At 69.0% G+C, this 16,448-nt stretch carries 16 protein-coding genes; 8 read left to right on the top strand and 8 right to left on the bottom strand.

All coding sequences use genetic code 11. The annotated features are described in order from the left end of the window. Window positions 1-18 precede the first annotated feature (18 nt). From ACO07Z_RS01165 to ACO07Z_RS01155, 3 genes are read right to left on the bottom strand one after another with little or no spacing between them, the layout of a single operon-like run. Window positions 19-1,440, bottom strand: a complete 1,422-nt coding sequence (locus ACO07Z_RS01165; RefSeq protein WP_421697022.1) for an FAD-binding oxidoreductase — start codon at window positions 1,438-1,440, stop codon at window positions 19-21. A gap of 14 nt (window positions 1,441-1,454) precedes the next feature. Continuing rightward, a complete protein-coding gene (locus tag ACO07Z_RS01160; RefSeq protein WP_421697021.1) occupies window positions 1,455-1,868 on the bottom strand; it encodes a type II toxin-antitoxin system VapC family toxin in 414 nt (137 codons plus the stop codon). Then, on the bottom strand, window positions 1,865-2,107 hold the full coding sequence (locus ACO07Z_RS01155) for a type II toxin-antitoxin system Phd/YefM family antitoxin (RefSeq protein WP_421697020.1): 243 nt from the start codon (window positions 2,105-2,107) through the stop codon (window positions 1,865-1,867). Before ACO07Z_RS01155 ends, ACO07Z_RS01160 begins: the two co-directional genes overlap by 4 nt. Window positions 2,108-2,273: 166 nt before the next feature. Between ACO07Z_RS01155 and ACO07Z_RS01150 the strand changes: the two genes are divergently transcribed. From ACO07Z_RS01150 to mgtE, 8 genes are all read left to right on the top strand, one after another. Next, window positions 2,274-4,088: an ABC-F family ATP-binding cassette domain-containing protein gene (locus ACO07Z_RS01150; RefSeq protein ID WP_421697019.1), complete on the top strand. Its 1,815-nt coding sequence runs from the start codon at window positions 2,274-2,276 to the stop codon at window positions 4,086-4,088. A gap of 203 nt (window positions 4,089-4,291) precedes the next feature. Further along, window positions 4,292-5,098: a TrmH family RNA methyltransferase gene (locus tag ACO07Z_RS01145; protein WP_421697018.1), complete on the top strand. Its 807-nt coding sequence runs from the start codon at window positions 4,292-4,294 to the stop codon at window positions 5,096-5,098. Between the two features lie 277 nt (window positions 5,099-5,375). Further along, the gene (locus ACO07Z_RS01140; RefSeq protein ID WP_421697017.1) at window positions 5,376-5,984 is read left to right on the top strand and encodes an aspartate kinase; all 609 of its coding nucleotides are present in this window, start codon (window positions 5,376-5,378) and stop codon (window positions 5,982-5,984) included. Next, window positions 5,981-6,538 carry a flavoprotein gene (locus ACO07Z_RS01135; protein ID WP_307020428.1) on the top strand — a complete coding sequence of 186 codons (558 nt, stop codon included), beginning with the start codon at window positions 5,981-5,983 and terminating at the stop codon, window positions 6,536-6,538. The genes ACO07Z_RS01140 and ACO07Z_RS01135 overlap by 4 nt, the downstream gene beginning before the upstream one ends. 1 nt (window position 6,539) lies before the next feature. Further along, the gene (locus ACO07Z_RS01130; RefSeq protein ID WP_421697016.1) at window positions 6,540-8,003 is read left to right on the top strand and encodes a DUF6513 domain-containing protein; all 1,464 of its coding nucleotides are present in this window, start codon (window positions 6,540-6,542) and stop codon (window positions 8,001-8,003) included. Beyond that, the gene (locus ACO07Z_RS01125) at window positions 8,000-8,566 is read left to right on the top strand and encodes a DUF447 domain-containing protein (protein ID WP_421697015.1); all 567 of its coding nucleotides are present in this window, start codon (window positions 8,000-8,002) and stop codon (window positions 8,564-8,566) included. The genes ACO07Z_RS01130 and ACO07Z_RS01125 overlap by 4 nt, the downstream gene beginning before the upstream one ends. Further along, the gene (locus ACO07Z_RS01120; RefSeq protein ID WP_421697014.1) at window positions 8,563-9,285 is read left to right on the top strand and encodes a (5-formylfuran-3-yl)methyl phosphate synthase; all 723 of its coding nucleotides are present in this window, start codon (window positions 8,563-8,565) and stop codon (window positions 9,283-9,285) included. Before ACO07Z_RS01125 ends, ACO07Z_RS01120 begins: the two co-directional genes overlap by 4 nt. A gap of 345 nt (window positions 9,286-9,630) precedes the next feature. Next, window positions 9,631-11,010 (top strand): magnesium transporter, encoded by a 1,380-nt coding sequence (gene mgtE, locus ACO07Z_RS01115; RefSeq protein WP_421697013.1) that lies wholly within the window; start codon window positions 9,631-9,633, stop codon window positions 11,008-11,010. A 133-nt stretch (window positions 11,011-11,143) separates the two neighbouring features. Here mgtE and ACO07Z_RS01110 read toward each other — a convergent pair whose 3' ends face one another. The 5 genes from ACO07Z_RS01110 to ACO07Z_RS01090 all read right to left on the bottom strand — a co-directional run bounded on the left by ACO07Z_RS01110 (window position 11,144) and on the right by ACO07Z_RS01090 (window position 16,342). After that, window positions 11,144-11,944, bottom strand: a complete 801-nt coding sequence (locus tag ACO07Z_RS01110) for a formylmethanofuran dehydrogenase subunit C (RefSeq protein ID WP_421697012.1) — start codon at window positions 11,942-11,944, stop codon at window positions 11,144-11,146. Beyond that, window positions 11,941-12,855 (bottom strand): formylmethanofuran--tetrahydromethanopterin N-formyltransferase, encoded by a 915-nt coding sequence (gene fhcD / locus ACO07Z_RS01105; protein WP_421697011.1) that lies wholly within the window; start codon window positions 12,853-12,855, stop codon window positions 11,941-11,943. Before fhcD ends, ACO07Z_RS01110 begins: the two co-directional genes overlap by 4 nt. Before the next feature lie 184 nt (window positions 12,856-13,039). Continuing rightward, window positions 13,040-14,707 carry a formylmethanofuran dehydrogenase subunit A gene (locus ACO07Z_RS01100; protein WP_421697010.1) on the bottom strand — a complete coding sequence of 556 codons (1,668 nt, stop codon included), beginning with the start codon at window positions 14,705-14,707 and terminating at the stop codon, window positions 13,040-13,042. Beyond that, window positions 14,708-15,943 (bottom strand): formylmethanofuran dehydrogenase, encoded by a 1,236-nt coding sequence (locus ACO07Z_RS01095; protein WP_421697009.1) that lies wholly within the window; start codon window positions 15,941-15,943, stop codon window positions 14,708-14,710. Window positions 15,944-15,961: 18 nt separating this feature from the next. Next, window positions 15,962-16,342 carry a 4a-hydroxytetrahydrobiopterin dehydratase gene (locus ACO07Z_RS01090; protein ID WP_421697008.1) on the bottom strand — a complete coding sequence of 127 codons (381 nt, stop codon included), beginning with the start codon at window positions 16,340-16,342 and terminating at the stop codon, window positions 15,962-15,964. Window positions 16,343-16,448 lie beyond the last annotated feature (106 nt).

Here is a 16,448-nt window from a genome sequence, read left to right as displayed (position 1 = left end):
TTATTCTAGACTAAGACTTCATCCCACCGAGACACCGATCACCTTGCCGGGGTTGAGCGTGCCGGCGGGGTCGAGCGCGCCTTTGAGCCGGTGCATCAGGTCGAGCGCCACGGGGTCGGCGTAGCGCACCAGTTCCTCGCGCTTCAAAAGGCCGATGCCATGCTCGGCGGCGATGGAGCCGTCCATATCGTCGACGATGTCGTGGACGATGCGGTTGAACCGCTCCCACAGCGCCAGGAAGGCGGCCTTTTCCATGCCCACGGGCTGGCTGAGGTTGAAATGGATGTTGCCGTCGCCGACATGGCCGAACGGGCACGGGCGCAGTCCCGGCAGCGCCGCGAGGCAAGCGGGCAGCGCGCGCTCGAGAAATTCCGGCACGCGCGAGACCGGCACCGAGACATCGTGCTTGATCGAGCCGCCCTCATGCTTCTGCGCTTCCGACATGTCCTCGCGCAGCCGCCACATATTCGCCGCCTGCGCCTCGCTGGTGGCGATGGCGGCGTCCAGCACCTCGCCCGCCTCCATGGCGGCGCCGAGACCCTCTTCCATCAGCGCGGCGAGGTCGAAGGCGCGGGTGGGCGAGGAAAGCTCGGCCAGCACGTACCAGTCATAGGTCTCGCGCAGCGGACGCACGGTCCCCGGCATATGCTTCAGCACCGTCTCCACCCCGAAGGCGGCCATCAGTTCGAAGGTGGTGAGCGCGTCGCCCGCTTCCCCGCGCAGCCGCTTGAGCAGAGCGAGCGCGGCCGCCGGGTCCGGCACGGCGAGGAAGGCGGTGGCGCGCTGCGCCGGCTGCGGGAACAGCTTCAGCACGGCGGCGGTGATGATGCCGAGCGTGCCTTCGCTGCCGAGGAAAAGCTGCTTGAGGTCGTAACCCGCATTGTTCTTGCGCAGCCGCTTCAGCCCGTTCCACACCCGCCCGTCGGCCAGCACCACTTCCAGCCCCAGCGCCAGCTCGCGCGCATTGCCATAGCGAAGCACGGCGGTGCCGCCGGCATTGGAAGCGAGGTTACCGCCGATGCGGCAGGAGCCCTGTGAAGCGATATGCAGCGGGAACAGGCAGCCCACCTCCTCCGCCGCCGCGTGCACCTTGTCGAGAATGCAGCCGGCCTCCACCGTCATCGTCATGTCGACGGGGTCGACGGCGCGGATGCGATCCATGCGGGAGAGGGAGAGCAGCATCTGGCCGAAGGGCATCTGCCCGCCCACCAGCCCGGTATTGCCGCCCTGCGGCACCAGCGGCACGCCGGCCCGCGCGCAGGTCTCGACCACGAATGCCACCTCTTCGGTGGAACCGGGCCGCAGCACCGCCGGCGCCTCGCCCTTATAGAGCCCGCGCTCCTCGTGCAGATAGGGCGCCATGTCGGCCGGATCGGTGAGCACATGCGCGGCGCCGATGCGCTGGGCGAGGGTGGCAAGCAGGGGGGAGAGGGGGGACATGAAGAACCCTGGAGCTAGCGGGAAGCGTCGATGACATGGACATGGCCGGCGTTACCATAATCGAGAATGGCACGGTCGGCGGTGAGCAGTGGAAAACCCAGATGCCGCGCCGTGGCGATGATCAGCCGGTCGGCGGGATCGGCATGCAGCGTGCCGGGCAGACGCACGCAGTCGACGGCAATGGCCGGCTCCAGCGCGGCGAGCCGCAGGGCCGGCAGGGCGAGAACCGTTTGCAGCCAGGCGCCCACATCGTCGGCCAGCGCCAGCCGGCCCTTGTGCACAAGCATGGCGATTTCCCACGGCGTGATGGCGGAGACGAAAACGCCGCCAGCCTCGCCCGCTTCGTCAATGGCCGCGCGTGCCTGCCTGCCGAGGCGGGCGTCATCGTCCAGCGCCCAGATCAGCACATGCGTGTCGAGAAGGATCACGAAGCGGCGGCCCAGTCGCCCGGTTCCGACACCGGGGCGAACGGATCGTCATAGCGGGTGACGACCCCGCGGGAAGCACCGATCAGTGACCGCGCCGGCGAGGCCGGAACCGGGCTCAGCACCGCCACCGGCTTGCCCCGGCGGGTAATGGTCACCGGCTCGCCGGTCTCGTTCATCTCGTCGATCAGGCGCAGGCATTCGGCCTTGAACTGCGCAGCCGGGACGATCCTTGCGTTCATGAGCCTGCCTCCTGAAACATGTACATGATTTATGTACATCATTGCCCCGCAATGGCAAGGCGCGCGCGCCCGCCCGGTGCGACGCTCATCGCGGACATGGCTCCATTGTCGCCCCGCCGCGCCCCCACCCCTTGCCCCCGCGCGTCTTTGCCCCTATCCCCGCGCCATGGCGCCTCCTCTCCTTCTGCTTCAAGATACCAAGCTCACCTTCGGCGGCACGCCGCTGCTGGAGGGGGCGGAGCTTTCCGTTTCCGCCGGCGAGCGCGTCGGCCTTGTCGGCCGCAACGGCTCGGGCAAATCCACCCTTTTGAAAATCGCCGCCGGCCTTGTCGCCGCCGATAGCGGCGCGCGCTTCGTGCAGCCCGGTGCGACGGTGCGCTATCTGCCGCAGGAGCCGGACCTCTCCGGCTTCGAGACCACGCTCGCCTATGTCGAGGCCGGCATGGGGCCGGGCGATGCGGAGTACCGCGCGCAATATCTGCTCGGCGAACTCGGCCTCACCGGCACGGAGCACCCGGCCAATCTCTCCGGCGGCGAGGCCCGCCGCGCAGCGCTTGCCCGCGTGCTGGCGCCGGAGCCGGACATTCTGCTGCTCGACGAGCCGACCAACCATCTCGACCTGCCGGCCATCGAATGGCTGGAAGCGGAGATCGCCTCGCTGCGCTCCGCCCTCGTGCTCATCAGCCATGACCGCCGCTTCCTGCAGGATCTCACCCGCGCCACCGTCTGGCTCGACCGGGGACGCACGCGGCGCATGGAGCGCGGCTTCGGCTTCTTCGAGGAATGGCGCGACCAGGTGCTGGAAGAGGAAGAGCGCGACCAGCAGAAGCTCGCCCGCAAGATCGTCGCGGAAGAGCACTGGATGCGCTACGGCGTCACCGCACGGCGCAAGCGCAACGTGCGTCGCGTCGGCGAGCTCGCCGCCCTGCGCGCGCAATACCGCGAGCATCGCGGCGCCGTCGGCACCATTTCCGTCACCGCCACCGAGGCGGAAGTCTCCGGCAAGCTGGTGATGGAGGCCGAGCACATCTCCAAGGCCTATGGCGATCGCGTCATCGTGCGCGATCTGTCCATCCGCATCCAGCGCGGCGACCGCATCGGCATTGTCGGGCCCAATGGCGCCGGCAAGACCACGCTCTTGAAGATGCTGACCGGGGAACTCGCCCCCGACAGCGGCAAGGCCAAGATGGGCACCAACATCGAGATGGCGACGCTGGACCAGCGCCGCGCCGCGCTCGACCCCAACCGTTCGGTGCGCGACACGCTCACCGACGGGCGCGGGGACCAGGTGTTCGTCGGCGGCAATCCGCGTCATGTCATCGGCTATATGAAGGACTTCCTGTTCACGCCGGAACAGGCCGGCACCGCCGTCTCCAAGCTCTCGGGCGGCGAGCGCGGGCGGCTGCTGCTGGCCTGCGCGCTGGCGCAGGCGTCCAACCTCATGGTGCTGGACGAGCCGACCAACGACCTCGATCTGGAGACGCTCGACCTGCTGGAAGAGATGATCGACGATTATGCCGGCACGGTGCTGCTGGTGAGCCATGACCGCGACTTCCTCGACCGCACCGTCACCGCCACCATCGCCTATGAGGGCGACGGTCATTGGGAAGTCTATGCCGGCGGCTATTCCGACATGGTGGCCCAGCGCGGCCATGGGGTGAAGGCGAAGGCGGCGGCCGCGGCGGCCAGCGCGAAAGCCGCCCCCGCCAAGGCGGGCGCCGCCCCGGCGGCCTCCGGCACCAAGCGCAAGCTCTCCTTCAAGGAAAAGCACGCGCTGGACCAGCTGCCCAAGCGCATGGCGCAGCTGGAATCGGACATCGCCCGGCTCAACAACACGCTGCACACGCCGAATTTCTACACCCGCGACCCCGCCGGCTTCCAGAAGGCCACCGCCGAGCTGACCAAGGCCCAGGCCGAACTCGCCAAGGCCGAGGAAGAATGGCTGGAACTGGAAATGCGGCGCGAAGAGCTGGAGGGGTGAACCCCTCTGCGTGGGGCCTGAAGCCGGCGTGCTTCGAGACGCGGCGCGGCGCGCCGCTCCTCAGCATGACGAGCGCGGGTTACAAGACCTGAGCTTTCTTCGTCATCCTGAGGTGCCCGGCGCAGCCGGGCCTCGAAGGACGCACACCCTTCCCGCGCCTGCCCCCCGCGCAGGCGTCTTTGTCGAACACGCCCGAACCCGCCATGCCCCGCCTCATCCCCCTCACCTCCCCCGACGACCCGCGCATCGACGCCTACCGCGTCATCAAGGAGCGCGATCTGGTGGGGCGCGGCGGGCGCTTCATCGTCGAGGGCCGCACGGTGCTGGATGTCGCGCTCTCCGCCCGCAACCGATTCGCGCTGGAATCGCTGCTGCTGGCGGAAAGCCGGATCGAGGCGCTCGGCCCGCTGCTGGCGCAGGCGCCGCAAGACCTGCCGGTCTACACCGCCAGCCAGGCGATCCTCGACGGCATCACCGGCTTTCACATCCATCGCGGGCTGCTCGGCATAGGTTTGCGCGGCGAGATGCCGTCCATGGCGGCCACCATCGCGGCCCTGCCGGACGAGGCGCTGGTCGTGGTGCCGCTCGGCATCACCAATCATGACAATGTCGGCGGCATCATGCGCAACGCCGCCGCTTTCGGGGCGGATGCGGCGCTGTTCGATTTCGCCTCCTGCGATCCGCTGTACCGCAAGGCGATCCGCGTCTCGGTCGGCGGCAGCCTGATCGTGCCCTTCGCCCGCGAGGGTTCGGCCGAAGCGCTGCTCGACCTCCTCGCCGCCGCCGGTTTCGCGATTCTGGCGCTCAGCCCCGCCGGGACGACGACGCTGGACGAGGTGCGCCCCGCCCGGCGCACCGCGCTGCTGCTCGGTGCCGAAGGGCCGGGCCTGCCCGATTCCATCCTCGCCCGCACCCGCACGATCCGCATCCCCATGCGCGGCGGCTTCGATTCCCTCAATGTCGCGACAACGAGCGGTATCGCGCTACACGCGCTTGCGCGTGGCCGGTAAACCACGCGTGAGAAGCGAATCAACGCTCGACAATTCGGGGGCCGAGGCGCATCCTCAGCTGCACTTCTACAGGCGGCACGCCGTCTGATTGATCGTCAACTTCCAAAGGCCCGAGGCATGTCCTCGGGCCTTTTTTCTTGGCCCCGCCCGCTTTGGCAGCAGCGCTTTTGCTGGTATGGCGGCAGATGCGCGGCGTGCCCTTGGCCGGACGGCGGAACCGCTTAGGCTGACGCCTGAGCGACGCGGCCGGCCCGACGGCCCGAACGGAAGCTGAACGATGCCGGACCACCTCCCCCCTCCCCGCCCTGCCGTCATCAAGCTCGGCGGCAGCCTTGTCCGCGACCCCGCCTTGACGCCGCTGCTGGCGGCGCTGGCCGGCCGGGGCGCGCCGCTCGTTCTCGTCGCCGGCGGCGGCCCGCTGGCGGATGGCGTGCGGGCGCTGCAGCCGCGCCTCGGCCTGTCCGATGCCGCCTGCCACCGCATGGCGATCCTCGCCATGGAACAGACCGCCCACGCCTTCGCCGATCTCGCACCCGGCCTCGCTCTTGCCGCCACGCCGGCAGAGATCGCGCAGGCGCACGCCCAAGGCCGCGCCGCGCTGTGGCTGCCCGCCGCGATGGCGCTGGCCGCCCGCGATCTGCCGGAAAGCTGGGAGCTGACGTCCGACAGCCTCGCCGCCTGGCTCGCCCACGCCCTCAACGCCACGCGGCTGACGCTGGTGAAGTCGGCCCCCGCCCCCACCGGCAGCGGCCCGGCGGACTGGGCGGCGGCGGGGCTGGTCGATCCGCTGTTTCCCGCCTTCGCCGCCCGCCTCGGCGGCCCGGTCGAGGTGACCCTGCCGGCGGCGCTCACCGCCGCCTCCGCCCAGAAGGACATCGCCGCATGAGCGCGACCAAGGGACTTTATCCGCGCTGGGCCTGGGCGCTCACCGGCTCCGGCCATTACTTCACCGAATCCATCGCCCTGATCAAAGCGCTGGACGCGGTGGACCTGTTCGTCTCGAAGGCGGCGGACGAGGTGCTGCGCATGTACAAGCAGGACCTGCCCAAGGACACCCGCATCTTCAAGGAGACGACGGCCAGTTCCGCCCCGGTCGGGCGGTTCTACGAGGGGCTGTACCACACGCTCATCGTCTCCCCCGCCTCCTCCAACACGGTGGCGAAGGCGGTGTTCGGCATTTCCGACACGCTGGTGACCAATTGCTTCGCTCAGGCCGGCAAGTGCCGCGTCCACGCTATCGTCTTCGCCTGCGACACCGCGCCTGAGATGATCACCATGGCGCCGAAGGGCCCCGTCTCGGTCTATCCCCGCCGGATCGACCTGGAGAACACCGCCAAGCTGAAGGAATTCGACGACACGGTGGTGGTGGAATCCATCGGCGATCTCGAAGCCGCCATCGCCGCGCGGCGCCTCCACCTCGCGGAAAAGGCCGCCACCTGACATGGCGGAGAACCCCGCCCCGCCCGGCCGGCCGGAAAAGGTCGCCCTCGTCACAGGCTCGCTGGCCGAGCCGCGCCTGACGAAGATCGCCGGCGAGATTACCGACGCGACGCTGCACCCGGTGGTGGTCAATGTCGGGGTCAAGGTCGCGGCGCTGATGACGGCGGAGATCGTCGAGCGCCGGCTGAAGCTGCCCGAGGGCACCGACCGCGTGCTGATGCCCGGCCGCTTCCGCGGCGATCTCGACCGGCTGGAGCGCTTTTTCGGCGTGCCCTTCACCCGCGGCCCGGACGAGATGGCCGACCTGCCGGATTATTTCGGTCAGAAGCGCCGCGCGGCGGACCTCTCGCAGCACGATGTCACCATCTTCGCCGAGATCGTCGACGCCACCGTGCTCGATATCGACGCGCTCATTGCCCGCGCCCTGTTCCTCAAGGGCGAGGGCGCCGATGTGATCGATCTCGGCTGCCTGCCGGACACGCCCTTCCCGCATCTGGAAGAGGCCATCGCCGCCCTGCACGAACAGGGGCTGAAGGTCAGCGTCGATTCCTTCGATCTCACGGAACTCACCCGCGCCACCCGCGCCGGCGCGGATTATCTGCTCAGCCTCAACGAGACTACGCTCGATGTGGCCAAGGAAGGCCCGGCCATTCCCATTCTCGTGCCGGCGACGCAGGGCGATCTTTCTTCGCTCTGCCGCGCGGTGGACGCCTGCCTCTCCTCCGGCCAGCGCTTCTATGCCGACCCGATCCTCGACCCGATCCATTACGGCTACACCGCCTCCGTGGTGCGCTATGCCGAGCTGCGCCGCCGCTACCCCGACATTCCCATGCTCATGGGCATCGGCAATGTCACCGAGCTGACGGACGCCGATACGACCGGCATCAACGCCATTCTCATGGGGATGATTTCGGAGCTGCGCATTCAAGCGGTGCTGGCGGTGCAGGTAAGCCCGCATTGCCGCACGGCGGTGCGCGAATTCGACCGGGCGCGGCGGGAATATTTCGCCGCCCGCCAGGCCGGCGCGCTGCCGCAAGGCTTCGGTGGCGGGCTGATGGCGCTGCGCGACCGCAAGCCCTATGCCGCCTCGCCCGAGGAGATCGCCCGGCTGGCGGGCGAGGTGCGCGACCGCAATTTCCGCATCGATGTCACCGAGGCGGGCATCCACATCTACAACCGCGACGGCCACCATGTGGCCAGCGAGCCCTTCGCGCTGTTTCCCCATCTCGGCGTGGAGGCGGACGGCGCGCATGCCTTCTATCTCGGCGTCGAGACCGCGCGGGCGGAAATTGCCTCCAAGCTCGGCAAGCGCTACGCGCAGGATGAGGGGCTGAAATGGGGCGCGGCGGGCGAGATCGCCGGCAGCCCGGAGGCGGCTCACCGTTTGACATTCAAGGAGGCCGGCACGACCTTGCAGGCCAAAGCGAGCAGCAAGGCCGCGCCGAAAGCCGGAGAGACGCCGTGATCCGTGAAGCCATCGTCACCACCCGCTCGCTCAATGGCGAGCCGCACATCGCCCCAATGGGCGCGACGGTGATCGAGGGCGGCTATCTGCTCATGCCCTTCCGCCCCTCGCGCACGCTGGACAATCTCGCCAGCACCCGCATCGCCGTGGTCAATTTCACCGACGATGTGCGCATCTTCGCCAGCTGCGTCGTCGGCCGCCGGCTGAATGTGGATGTGAAGAAGGCGACCTATATCGATTGCCCCCGCCTCGCCGACGCCCTCTCGCATGACGAGGTGACGGTAGAGCGCGCGGAGGACGACCCGCAGCGGCCGAAATTCTTCTGCAAGACCTATCATTCCGAAGGCCACACCCGCTTCGACGGCATGAACCGCGCCAAGGCGGCGGTGCTGGAAGCCGCCGTGCTGGTCAGCCGGCTGAACATGCTGCCGGATGAGAAGGTCGATCAGGAGATGGCCTATCTCGCCATCGCGGTGGAGAAGACCGCCGGGCCGGACGAGCTGGAAGCCTGGGGCTGGATGCTGGAGGCCGTGGCGGAACACCGCCGCCGGCGCGCCTCGTGAGCCCGGCCGCGCCCGGCCTGCTGGCCAGCGTCACCGATCTGCACGAAATGGAGCTGGCGCGGGCCGGCGGCGCCGATATCGTCGATCTCAAGCAGCCGGCCTTCGGCGCGTTGGGGGCCTGGAGCACGCAGGCGCTCACCGCCGCCGTCATGCTGTGGAGCGCCTGGGGCGAGCAGCTCGGCACGGCCGGGCGCCCGGCGCTCAGCGCCACGGTGGGCGACCAGCCCATGGTGCCCGGCCTCATCCGCGCCGCCGCCGAGCGTGTGTCCGACACCGGCGTGCCGCTGGTCAAGGTCGGCCTGTTCGTCTCCCCCCATGCCAATGAGTGCATCGAGGCGCTGGCCCCGCTCGCCAGCCGAGTGCGGCTGATCGGCGTGCTGTTCGCCGACGAAGCGCCGGATTTCGCCGTGCTCGCCGCCTTGGGGCGTGCCGGTTTCGCCGGGGTGATGATCGACACCGCCGACAAGAAGGCGGGCCCGCTGACCGCCCATCTCGACCCGCTCACCCTCGGCCAATTCGTCGCCGAGGCGCGCCGGCACGGGCTGATGACCGGCCTCGCCGGCTCGCTGCGGCTGGAGGACATTCCGGCGCTGGTGGGCGTCGGCGCCGATTATCTCGGCTTTCGCGGCGCGCTGTGCGAGGGCGGGCGCACCGGCACGCTCGACCCCGCGCGCCTCGGCCAGGTCCACGCCCGCCTGCGCGAACCGAGCGACCATTAGCGCGGCGCCGTCATCCCGGCCGTAGCGCAGCGGAGAGCCGGGATCGTCCACCAATCGTTTTCGGCACGCGATCCCGGATCGGCCCTGACGGACCGTCGGGGATGACGGCTCGGTCAGGGCGCGGGGTGATGACGCGGCCGCCTTGACTTTACCACCTTGCAGGTTCATTCCCCCGCCCGCCGCGTGTCACCGCGGCGCAATTGGAATCCCCTAACCATGCCCAGCGACAGTACCAGTCGATTGTCCGGCCGGCCGCGGCCGGCGCTGTGATCCGGCATCGGGCCTGACCCGGTTTCGGCTCCCCGCGCCGCCCGCCAAGGGCCGGACAGCGGAAAGAGAGCCGAAATGGACGAACGGACGGAAGACCGCCGCGACGACGCGCTCGTGGATACCGCGGCCCTGGCGGCGGAACTCGCCGAGGAACACCCCGCCGATATCGCCGAAGCGCTGGACGAGCACGAGCCGAGGACCGCCTCGGCCCTGCTCGCCAGCCTGCCGCGCGAGCAGCAGGTGGAGGTGCTGGACGGCCCCGATGTCGATCTCACCAGCGAGTTGATCGAGGCGCTGCCGGTCGAGGAGGCGGTGCGCCTCGTCTCCGACATGTCGGCCGACCGCGCGGCGGACCTGTTCCGCTGGATGGACGAGCCGGCCCGCTCGCATCTGTTCGCCCGCCTGCCGCACGAGACGCAGGTCGAGCTGAACAAGCTGCTGGCCTGGCCCGAGCACAGCGCCGGCGGGCTGATGACCACGGAATTCGTCACCGTTCCGTCGAGCTGGACGGTGGGCGAGACGCTGCGCCATCTGCGCGAGATCGAGCGCACGCGCGAGACCATCTACGCCATCTATGTGCTCGACCCCGCGACGCAGAAGCTGCTCAAGGCGGTGACGCTGCGCCGCCTGATCACCGGCGAGCCCGACGACCCCATTCTCTCCGTCGCCCCCAAGCACGACCCGATCACCGCCGACCCGCTGATGGACCGCGAGGATGTCGCGCGCCTCATCACCAAATACGACCTGCTCGCCGTCCCCGTGGTGGACGCCAACGAGCATGTGCTCGGCATCGTCACCGTCGACGACATGATCGACGCCATCATCGAGGAAGGCACCGAGGACGCGCAGAAATTCGGCGGCATGGAAGCGCTGGACGAGCCCTATATGGAAATCGGCTTCTTCAACATGCTGAAGAAGCGCGGCGGCTGGCTGTCCATCCTGTTCCTCGGCGAAATGCTCACCGCCAACGCCATGCAGCATTTCGAGGACGAGCTGGAGCGCGCCATCGTGCTCACGCTGTTCATCCCGCTGATCATGAGCTCCGGCGGCAATTCCGGCTCGCAGGCGACCTCGCTCATCATCCGCGCGCTGGCGCTGGGCGAGATCAAGCTGAAGGACTGGTGGCGCGTCGCCCTGCGCGAGCTGCCCTCCGGCCTCGCGCTCGGCTCCATGCTGGCCGTGCTTGGCGTCACCCGCATCACCGTCTGGCAGGTCGCCGGCTTCCACGATTATGGCGAGCGCTGGATGCTGGTGGCGGCAACGGTGGGCGCGGCGCTGATCGCCATCGTCACCTTCGGCTCGCTGATCGGCTCGATGCTACCCTTCGTGCTGCGCCGGCTCGGCTTCGACCCCGCCAGCGCCTCGGCGCCCTTTGTCGCGACCTTCGTCGATGTGACCGGCCTGGTGATCTATTTCACCGTCGCGCTGGTCATCCTCAAGGGCACGCTGCTGTAAGGCGCGCCCTCATGGCCGGGCTTGTCCCGGTCACCCAGAGACGGATGGCCTCCGACGCAATAAGGTATCCCCGGGTCAAGCCCGGGGATGAGGAGAGTGTGGGTTCGCCCGGCATCGTCAGGCGCCCGGCTCGTCACCCCCGCGCCAGCACCTCGCCCTGCCCGCCGATCAGCGTGTCGCCGACGATGCGGCGGGCATAGTTCCAGCCCTCCAGCCGGGCGGAAAGCTCCGGCACGCGGCGGGCGATGAGGCGCAGCGCCACGAGTTCATGCGCGCCGGTGTCGACAAAGCCGGCCGGCAATTCCGGCACGGCGTCGACAAAGATCGTGCCGCGCTTCATGCCGCGCCCCATCAACGGGCCGATGGCGCCGCCGACGCTCACCGTGCCGGCGATCATGTCGGTGGCGAGCCCTTCCCCGGCCTGGCCGGCGATGGTGATGAGCCCGCCGCGCTGCCGCTCGGCCGCGCGCGGGCCGGCATCGCCGCCGATGGCCAGCACCCCGCCGGAAAGCCCGCGCCGCGAACCCGATCCCGCCGCGCCGGCATGCGAGCCGGCATTGCCGGCCAGCTCGATCCGCCCGCCGGACATTTCACTGCCGAGAAAATCCCCGGCGTCGCCGGCGATGCGCAGCACGCCGCCGCTCAGGCCGCGCCCGGCAAAGGCGCCGACCCGCCCGTCGACGATCAGTTCGCCCGTCGTCATGCCGGCGCCGACGCCGTCGAGCCTGATATCGCCGATCTCGATCAGCAGCACGCCGTCAGGCGCGCCCTCGATGAAGAACAGCTCCGCCAGCTTCACGCTGCGCCCGCCGCACGGCACCTCAAGGTGCTCCAGCTCGCGCAGCGGCAGCGGGCAGGTCACTTCCGGCGTCAGGCCCGAGAGGTCGACGCGGGCCTCGAAAGGCGCGCGCGGCTTGAGAGAAACCCCGCTCATGCCGTCTCTCCCGCGCCCTGCATGATCTCGCGCAGCTTGAAATGGAACGGCCCGAGATTGCCGCCATAATTGCCGGCGTCGATCGCCACCACCCCCGCTTCCGCGCCCAGCGCGCAGACGGCGGTGATGCCCACCCTTGTCGCTTCCGCCACCGCTTCGAAGCTCACCCCGTCAATGACGATCTCCAGCACCGAGCCGACCTCGGGGGGAAGCTGACTCGGCACCGTGCCGCGCAGCGTCGGGCAATAGGCATCGTTCGAGGAGGCGAACAGGCCCTTATATTTCGAGCCGACCTTCGAGCCGGAGCGCACCACACCGCCGGGGAAGGGCAGGATGATGCCCGGCACCTGCACCATGGCCGCCACCGCCGCCTCGGCGGCCTTGAGCGCCTCACCGCGCGAGCGGGCGAGGACGAGGAAATTGCCGCCGCCGACGCCTTCCACCGAGCCGGTGTCCTCGTCGCAGACGAACTCGCCTTCCATGACCGGCACGCGCCAGAAGCGCTTATCGCCGATCTTCTTGGAAATCTGGTGCCCGTCGCCGAAATAGCGGATGGTCTTCGCCAGCGGCACGCGCTTGCCGCCCTCGATGCCGGCATAGCAAGCCGTGGTCGGGCAGGTCAGCACGCATTGGCCGAGCCGCAGCGGCACCACCTTTTTCAGCGAGCCGAAGTCCATCGCGAAGATGAGCAGGGACACGCCCGGCCGCCCGTCTGGCGTCTCCTCGGGCGCGAGCGTGCGCTCGATTCCGGCCTCGCAGCCGCAGCCGATGACGGAAGTGGCGAAGCCCGTGGTGGTGCGCCCGGCGATCAGCGCCCATTCCGGCGTGTCGGCGGTGACGATGAGCCGCGTGCCCACCATCGGAAAGGCTTCCGCGAAAGTGTCGCGGATTTCGACGCCATTGAGGATCATCGGGCGCCCTCCCGCAGCGTCGACAGCACGCGGCAATCATTCCGCCCTGCTCCCTCTCCGCGACGGGGAGAGGGTTGGGGTGAGGGGCCGGGACGCCCGGACGTGCGGAGCGCGTGCCCCCTCACCCGGCGCTCCGCGCCGACCTCTCCCCCACGGGGAGAGGTGAGAAGTCCGTCGATCGCTCTCACGACGCACCCCCTTCGCATTTCAGGATGGTCGGGCCGGCGCCATTGCGCAGCTCACCGTCGCTGATACGGAAATGCTGCGCCTTCAGCCCCACCGCCTCGTCGAACCAGCGCTGCATGTCCTTGTCAACCGAGCGGTCGAATTCGGGGCGGGCGACATGGGTGGTGCCCTGCGCCAGTTCCACCACCACGCCGTCCTTGACGATCAGCCGGCCGTTCTTGAACACCATGCGGGTGGTCGAGAACATCGCCTCGCGGTCGGCGTCCTCGGTGTGCACGGCAATGTCCGCCACCGCGCCGGGGCCGAGATGGCCCTTGTCGGTCAGCCCGAGAATGCGGGCCGGCGCGGCGCGGGTGAGGATGGCGATCTCCTCCAGCGTATATTCGCGGGCGATCTGCCCCAGCAGCGTGTGTGCCTGCGCCGCCTTGTTCAGCGTCGCCAGCTGGGCGTTGCGGAAATCGCGGTCCATCAGCAGGCGGATGAGGTGCGGATAGGTGGTGAACGGCCCGCCATTGGGATGGTCGGTGGTGAGGAAGATCCGCCAGGGGTCTTCCACCAGCAGGAACAGTTCCAGCCCGATCGCCCATTGCAGCGCGTTGACGAAGGATTTGTCCTTGTACTCGAACGGCACCACGCCGCAGGCGGCGTCCAGCTCGATATCCATGCCGATGGATTTCTTCGGGCTGGCGAGGCCGCGATTGCGGTATTGCGACATGTAGTCGGCGGAAGCCGTGATGGTCTGGCCGAACATTACCTGCCCGACATCGACGGAGATGTTCGGGTTGGCGTTGACCATCTCGGCGATGCGCGCCGCCGAGGAGGAGAAGCGCCGGTCGCCTTCCGTGCCGTAGGAATGGAACTGCAGATGCGTCAGATGCAGCCGCCGCCCCTCGGTGGCGAGCATGGTGGCGAGCGTCGTGTCGTCATTGCCCGGCACGCCGAGATTGCAGCCATGCAGATGGATCGGGTGCGGAATGCCGAGTTCCGTCACCGCCTGGATCAGCGTGGTCAGCACCTTGCGCGGCGTCACCCCGTAATGCGGGTTGGCCTCGTCGAGGTCCATCTTGCGGGCATTGAACTTGAAGGCGTTGATGCCGCCGGGATTGACGATCTTGATGGCGAAGGCCTGCGTCGCCTCGATCATCCAGCCGACATAGGCGTTCACCTGCTCCTGCGCGGCCCCGGCGGCCAGCAGGCGCTGGAAATAATCGTCATTGCCCAGCACCAGATAGGCGCCGGTGTCGAGATTGGGGATGTCGGCCATTTCCAGATGCGCGCCGCGCGCATTGGCGCCGACCATGGCCGGCTCGAACACGGTGGTGTAGCCGAGTTCGGCGTAGCGGCAGCCGGTGGCGTGGGCGGTGGGCACCGCGCGGCCGCCGCCGCAGCCGCAGAAATTGCCGGGCATTTCGGGGAAGGCCCGCCGGTCTTCCTGCATCAGCAGGCGGGCGAGGTTCATCTTGCCGCCGGCGATATGGCTGTGCAGATCGATGCCGCCCGCCATGACGACGGCGCCGCCAAGGTCGTATTCCGCATCGGCCTTGAGATCGGTGGCGGCGACGATGCGCCCATCCTCGATCTCGATATCGCGCACGGCGCCGCTGGCGACACCGTTTTCGCCATTGGCCGGGTCGAGCACACGCCCGCCCTTCAGCCGCAGTCTCATTTACCCCTCCGCTATGCGACGCACAGCCTCGGCGACGCTGGGGAGCGTCGCGACGCGCAAGGCGCCGAGCGGCAGGCTTACGATGGAATCCATGCGGAACACGGTGCCGGCGTGGTCGACGCCGGGAGTGCCCACGGGGATCAGAACATCCGGTTCTTTGTCGAATATTGTCTCGGGATGGGCAAGAGCGATGATCTTGCCCGCGAAGGCCGGCGGCGGCTCCGGCCGGAAGGCGGAAATCCACACCAGCACATCGGCATCGGCGAGCGCCGCCTCGGTGGCGAACAGCGTGCCGTCATGCGTGCTCGCCTGCCCGCGCACGGCGGTGCGCAGCGGATAGCCCAGCCGCCACAGCATCAGCTGGTTGACGCCGATGAGGTTGTCGCGCCCGCCGAGCGGAAAAACGCCGGCCCGGGTGGTGACGTTCAGCCGGTCGACCAGCGCGGTGGCGCGCGTGGCGACGAGATCGCCATCGGCACGTTCCGCCGCGTTCCAGGTCACGACCGCGTAATGGGCGTTGCGCAGATCCTCGGCCAGCGCGGCGAGCGTGTCGGCGCCGATGCCGCCGAAGCTTTCCCCCGGCGGGCGGCGGCCGGCCACCAGCGTGCCGAGCGCTTCCAGCGCCGCCACCGGGTCCTCGGTGGCGTGGTGGACGACCTGCGCGCCCGCAAGCTGCCCGCGCGCCTTCTCCCCCGGCGCGGCACCGAGAAACACCACGCGGCGGTTAGCGCCGGCGAAGAGCGGCGTCGCGGGAAAGAAGCGCTCGAACAGCCGGCCCCAGGTCGCGCTGGGGTCGTCGCCGACGACGATCAGCAGGTCGCAGCGGTTGCGCACCTCCGCCAGCGTGGTGGAGAGCCAGCCGGTGCGCTGGGCGGCGGCATAGTTCCGGAACAGCCCCTCGGAGGCGTAATGATCCAGCACCCCGCCAAAGCGGATGGCGAGATCGACCGCCGCCCCGGCGCCGGCCATGTCGACACCGAGCCCGCCGATCAGCGGCGCGCGGGCCGCCGCCAGAATCTGGCGGGCCGCGTCGGTCGCTTCGGTCTCACTGGCGGTCTCACCGGCCACGCGCGCCACCGGATCGGCGGTATCCAGACGCCGCAGAAGACGCGCCGCCTCGGGACAGACCGGGGCCTTGGCCCGCACCTGCCGGCCCTCGACCTCGACGGTCAGGTCGTCGCAGCCGAGCCCGCAGAAGCCGCAGGCCACATTCTCGATCGTCTGAACATCGGCCATTGCTAATTACCTGAAAAATCAGTCGTATTTGATGTAGGCGAAACGCAGGTCGCCGCGCGGCGTGCCTTCCAGCGCGCTGTCGGGCTCGGTCCCCGGCTGCCAGCCGACGACTTCCTCGATTTTCTTCGCCAGCTGGAAGTCGCGCTCGGTAATGCCCTTGGCGTCGTGCGACATCAGCCGCACCTCGACCCAGGCATAGGAAGCGGTGATGTCAGGATGGTGCCAGGCGGCCTCCGCCAGATGGCCGACGGCGTTGATCACCATCAGCGTGCCCTTCCAGCTGGACATGCGATAGGTACGCCGAATCCAGCCCTCCTGCAGCTTCCACTGCGGCAGGCAGGCGGCAAGGCGTTCCTCCACCTCCTTGTCGGTGAAGGTCTTTTTGGGATCCAGCGCCATCCCTGGCGTCCTCCTGGCGGCATGTGCCCGTTCTGCTGCGGGCGTCGGTTAACGATTCGGTAGCACGCAAGCGCGGCATCCGGCAAACCCGGAAATCATCACCGCG

Source organism: Ancylobacter sp. (genome assembly GCF_965229075.1).
In the GTDB taxonomy this organism is placed as follows: domain Bacteria; phylum Pseudomonadota; class Alphaproteobacteria; order Rhizobiales; family Xanthobacteraceae; genus Ancylobacter.
This window is presented reverse-complemented; position numbering and strand designations above follow the sequence as displayed.

What these genes read in the sequence shown, in the direction of transcription:
- ACO07Z_RS01165 (WP_421697022.1), bottom strand. Translation starts at nt 1,440, where the DNA reads ATGTCCCCCCTCTCCCCCCTGCTTGCCACCCTCGCCCAGCGCATCGGC.
- ACO07Z_RS01155 (WP_421697020.1), bottom strand. Translation starts at nt 2,107, where the DNA reads ATGAACGCAAGGATCGTCCCGGCTGCGCAGTTCAAGGCCGAATGCCTG.
- ACO07Z_RS01150 (WP_421697019.1), top strand. Translation starts at nt 2,274, where the DNA reads ATGGCGCCTCCTCTCCTTCTGCTTCAAGATACCAAGCTCACCTTCGGC.
- ACO07Z_RS01145 (WP_421697018.1), top strand. Translation starts at nt 4,292, where the DNA reads ATGCCCCGCCTCATCCCCCTCACCTCCCCCGACGACCCGCGCATCGAC.
- ACO07Z_RS01140 (WP_421697017.1), top strand. Translation starts at nt 5,376, where the DNA reads ATGCCGGACCACCTCCCCCCTCCCCGCCCTGCCGTCATCAAGCTCGGC.
- ACO07Z_RS01135 (WP_307020428.1), top strand. Translation starts at nt 5,981, where the DNA reads ATGAGCGCGACCAAGGGACTTTATCCGCGCTGGGCCTGGGCGCTCACC.
- ACO07Z_RS01130 (WP_421697016.1), top strand. Translation starts at nt 6,540, where the DNA reads ATGGCGGAGAACCCCGCCCCGCCCGGCCGGCCGGAAAAGGTCGCCCTC.
- mgtE (WP_421697013.1), top strand. Translation starts at nt 9,631, where the DNA reads ATGGACGAACGGACGGAAGACCGCCGCGACGACGCGCTCGTGGATACC.
- ACO07Z_RS01110 (WP_421697012.1), bottom strand. Translation starts at nt 11,944, where the DNA reads ATGAGCGGGGTTTCTCTCAAGCCGCGCGCGCCTTTCGAGGCCCGCGTC.
- fhcD (WP_421697011.1), bottom strand. Translation starts at nt 12,855, where the DNA reads ATGATCCTCAATGGCGTCGAAATCCGCGACACTTTCGCGGAAGCCTTT.
- ACO07Z_RS01100 (WP_421697010.1), bottom strand. Translation starts at nt 14,707, where the DNA reads ATGAGACTGCGGCTGAAGGGCGGGCGTGTGCTCGACCCGGCCAATGGC.
- ACO07Z_RS01095 (WP_421697009.1), bottom strand. Translation starts at nt 15,943, where the DNA reads ATGGCCGATGTTCAGACGATCGAGAATGTGGCCTGCGGCTTCTGCGGG.
- ACO07Z_RS01090 (WP_421697008.1), bottom strand. Translation starts at nt 16,342, where the DNA reads ATGGCGCTGGATCCCAAAAAGACCTTCACCGACAAGGAGGTGGAGGAA.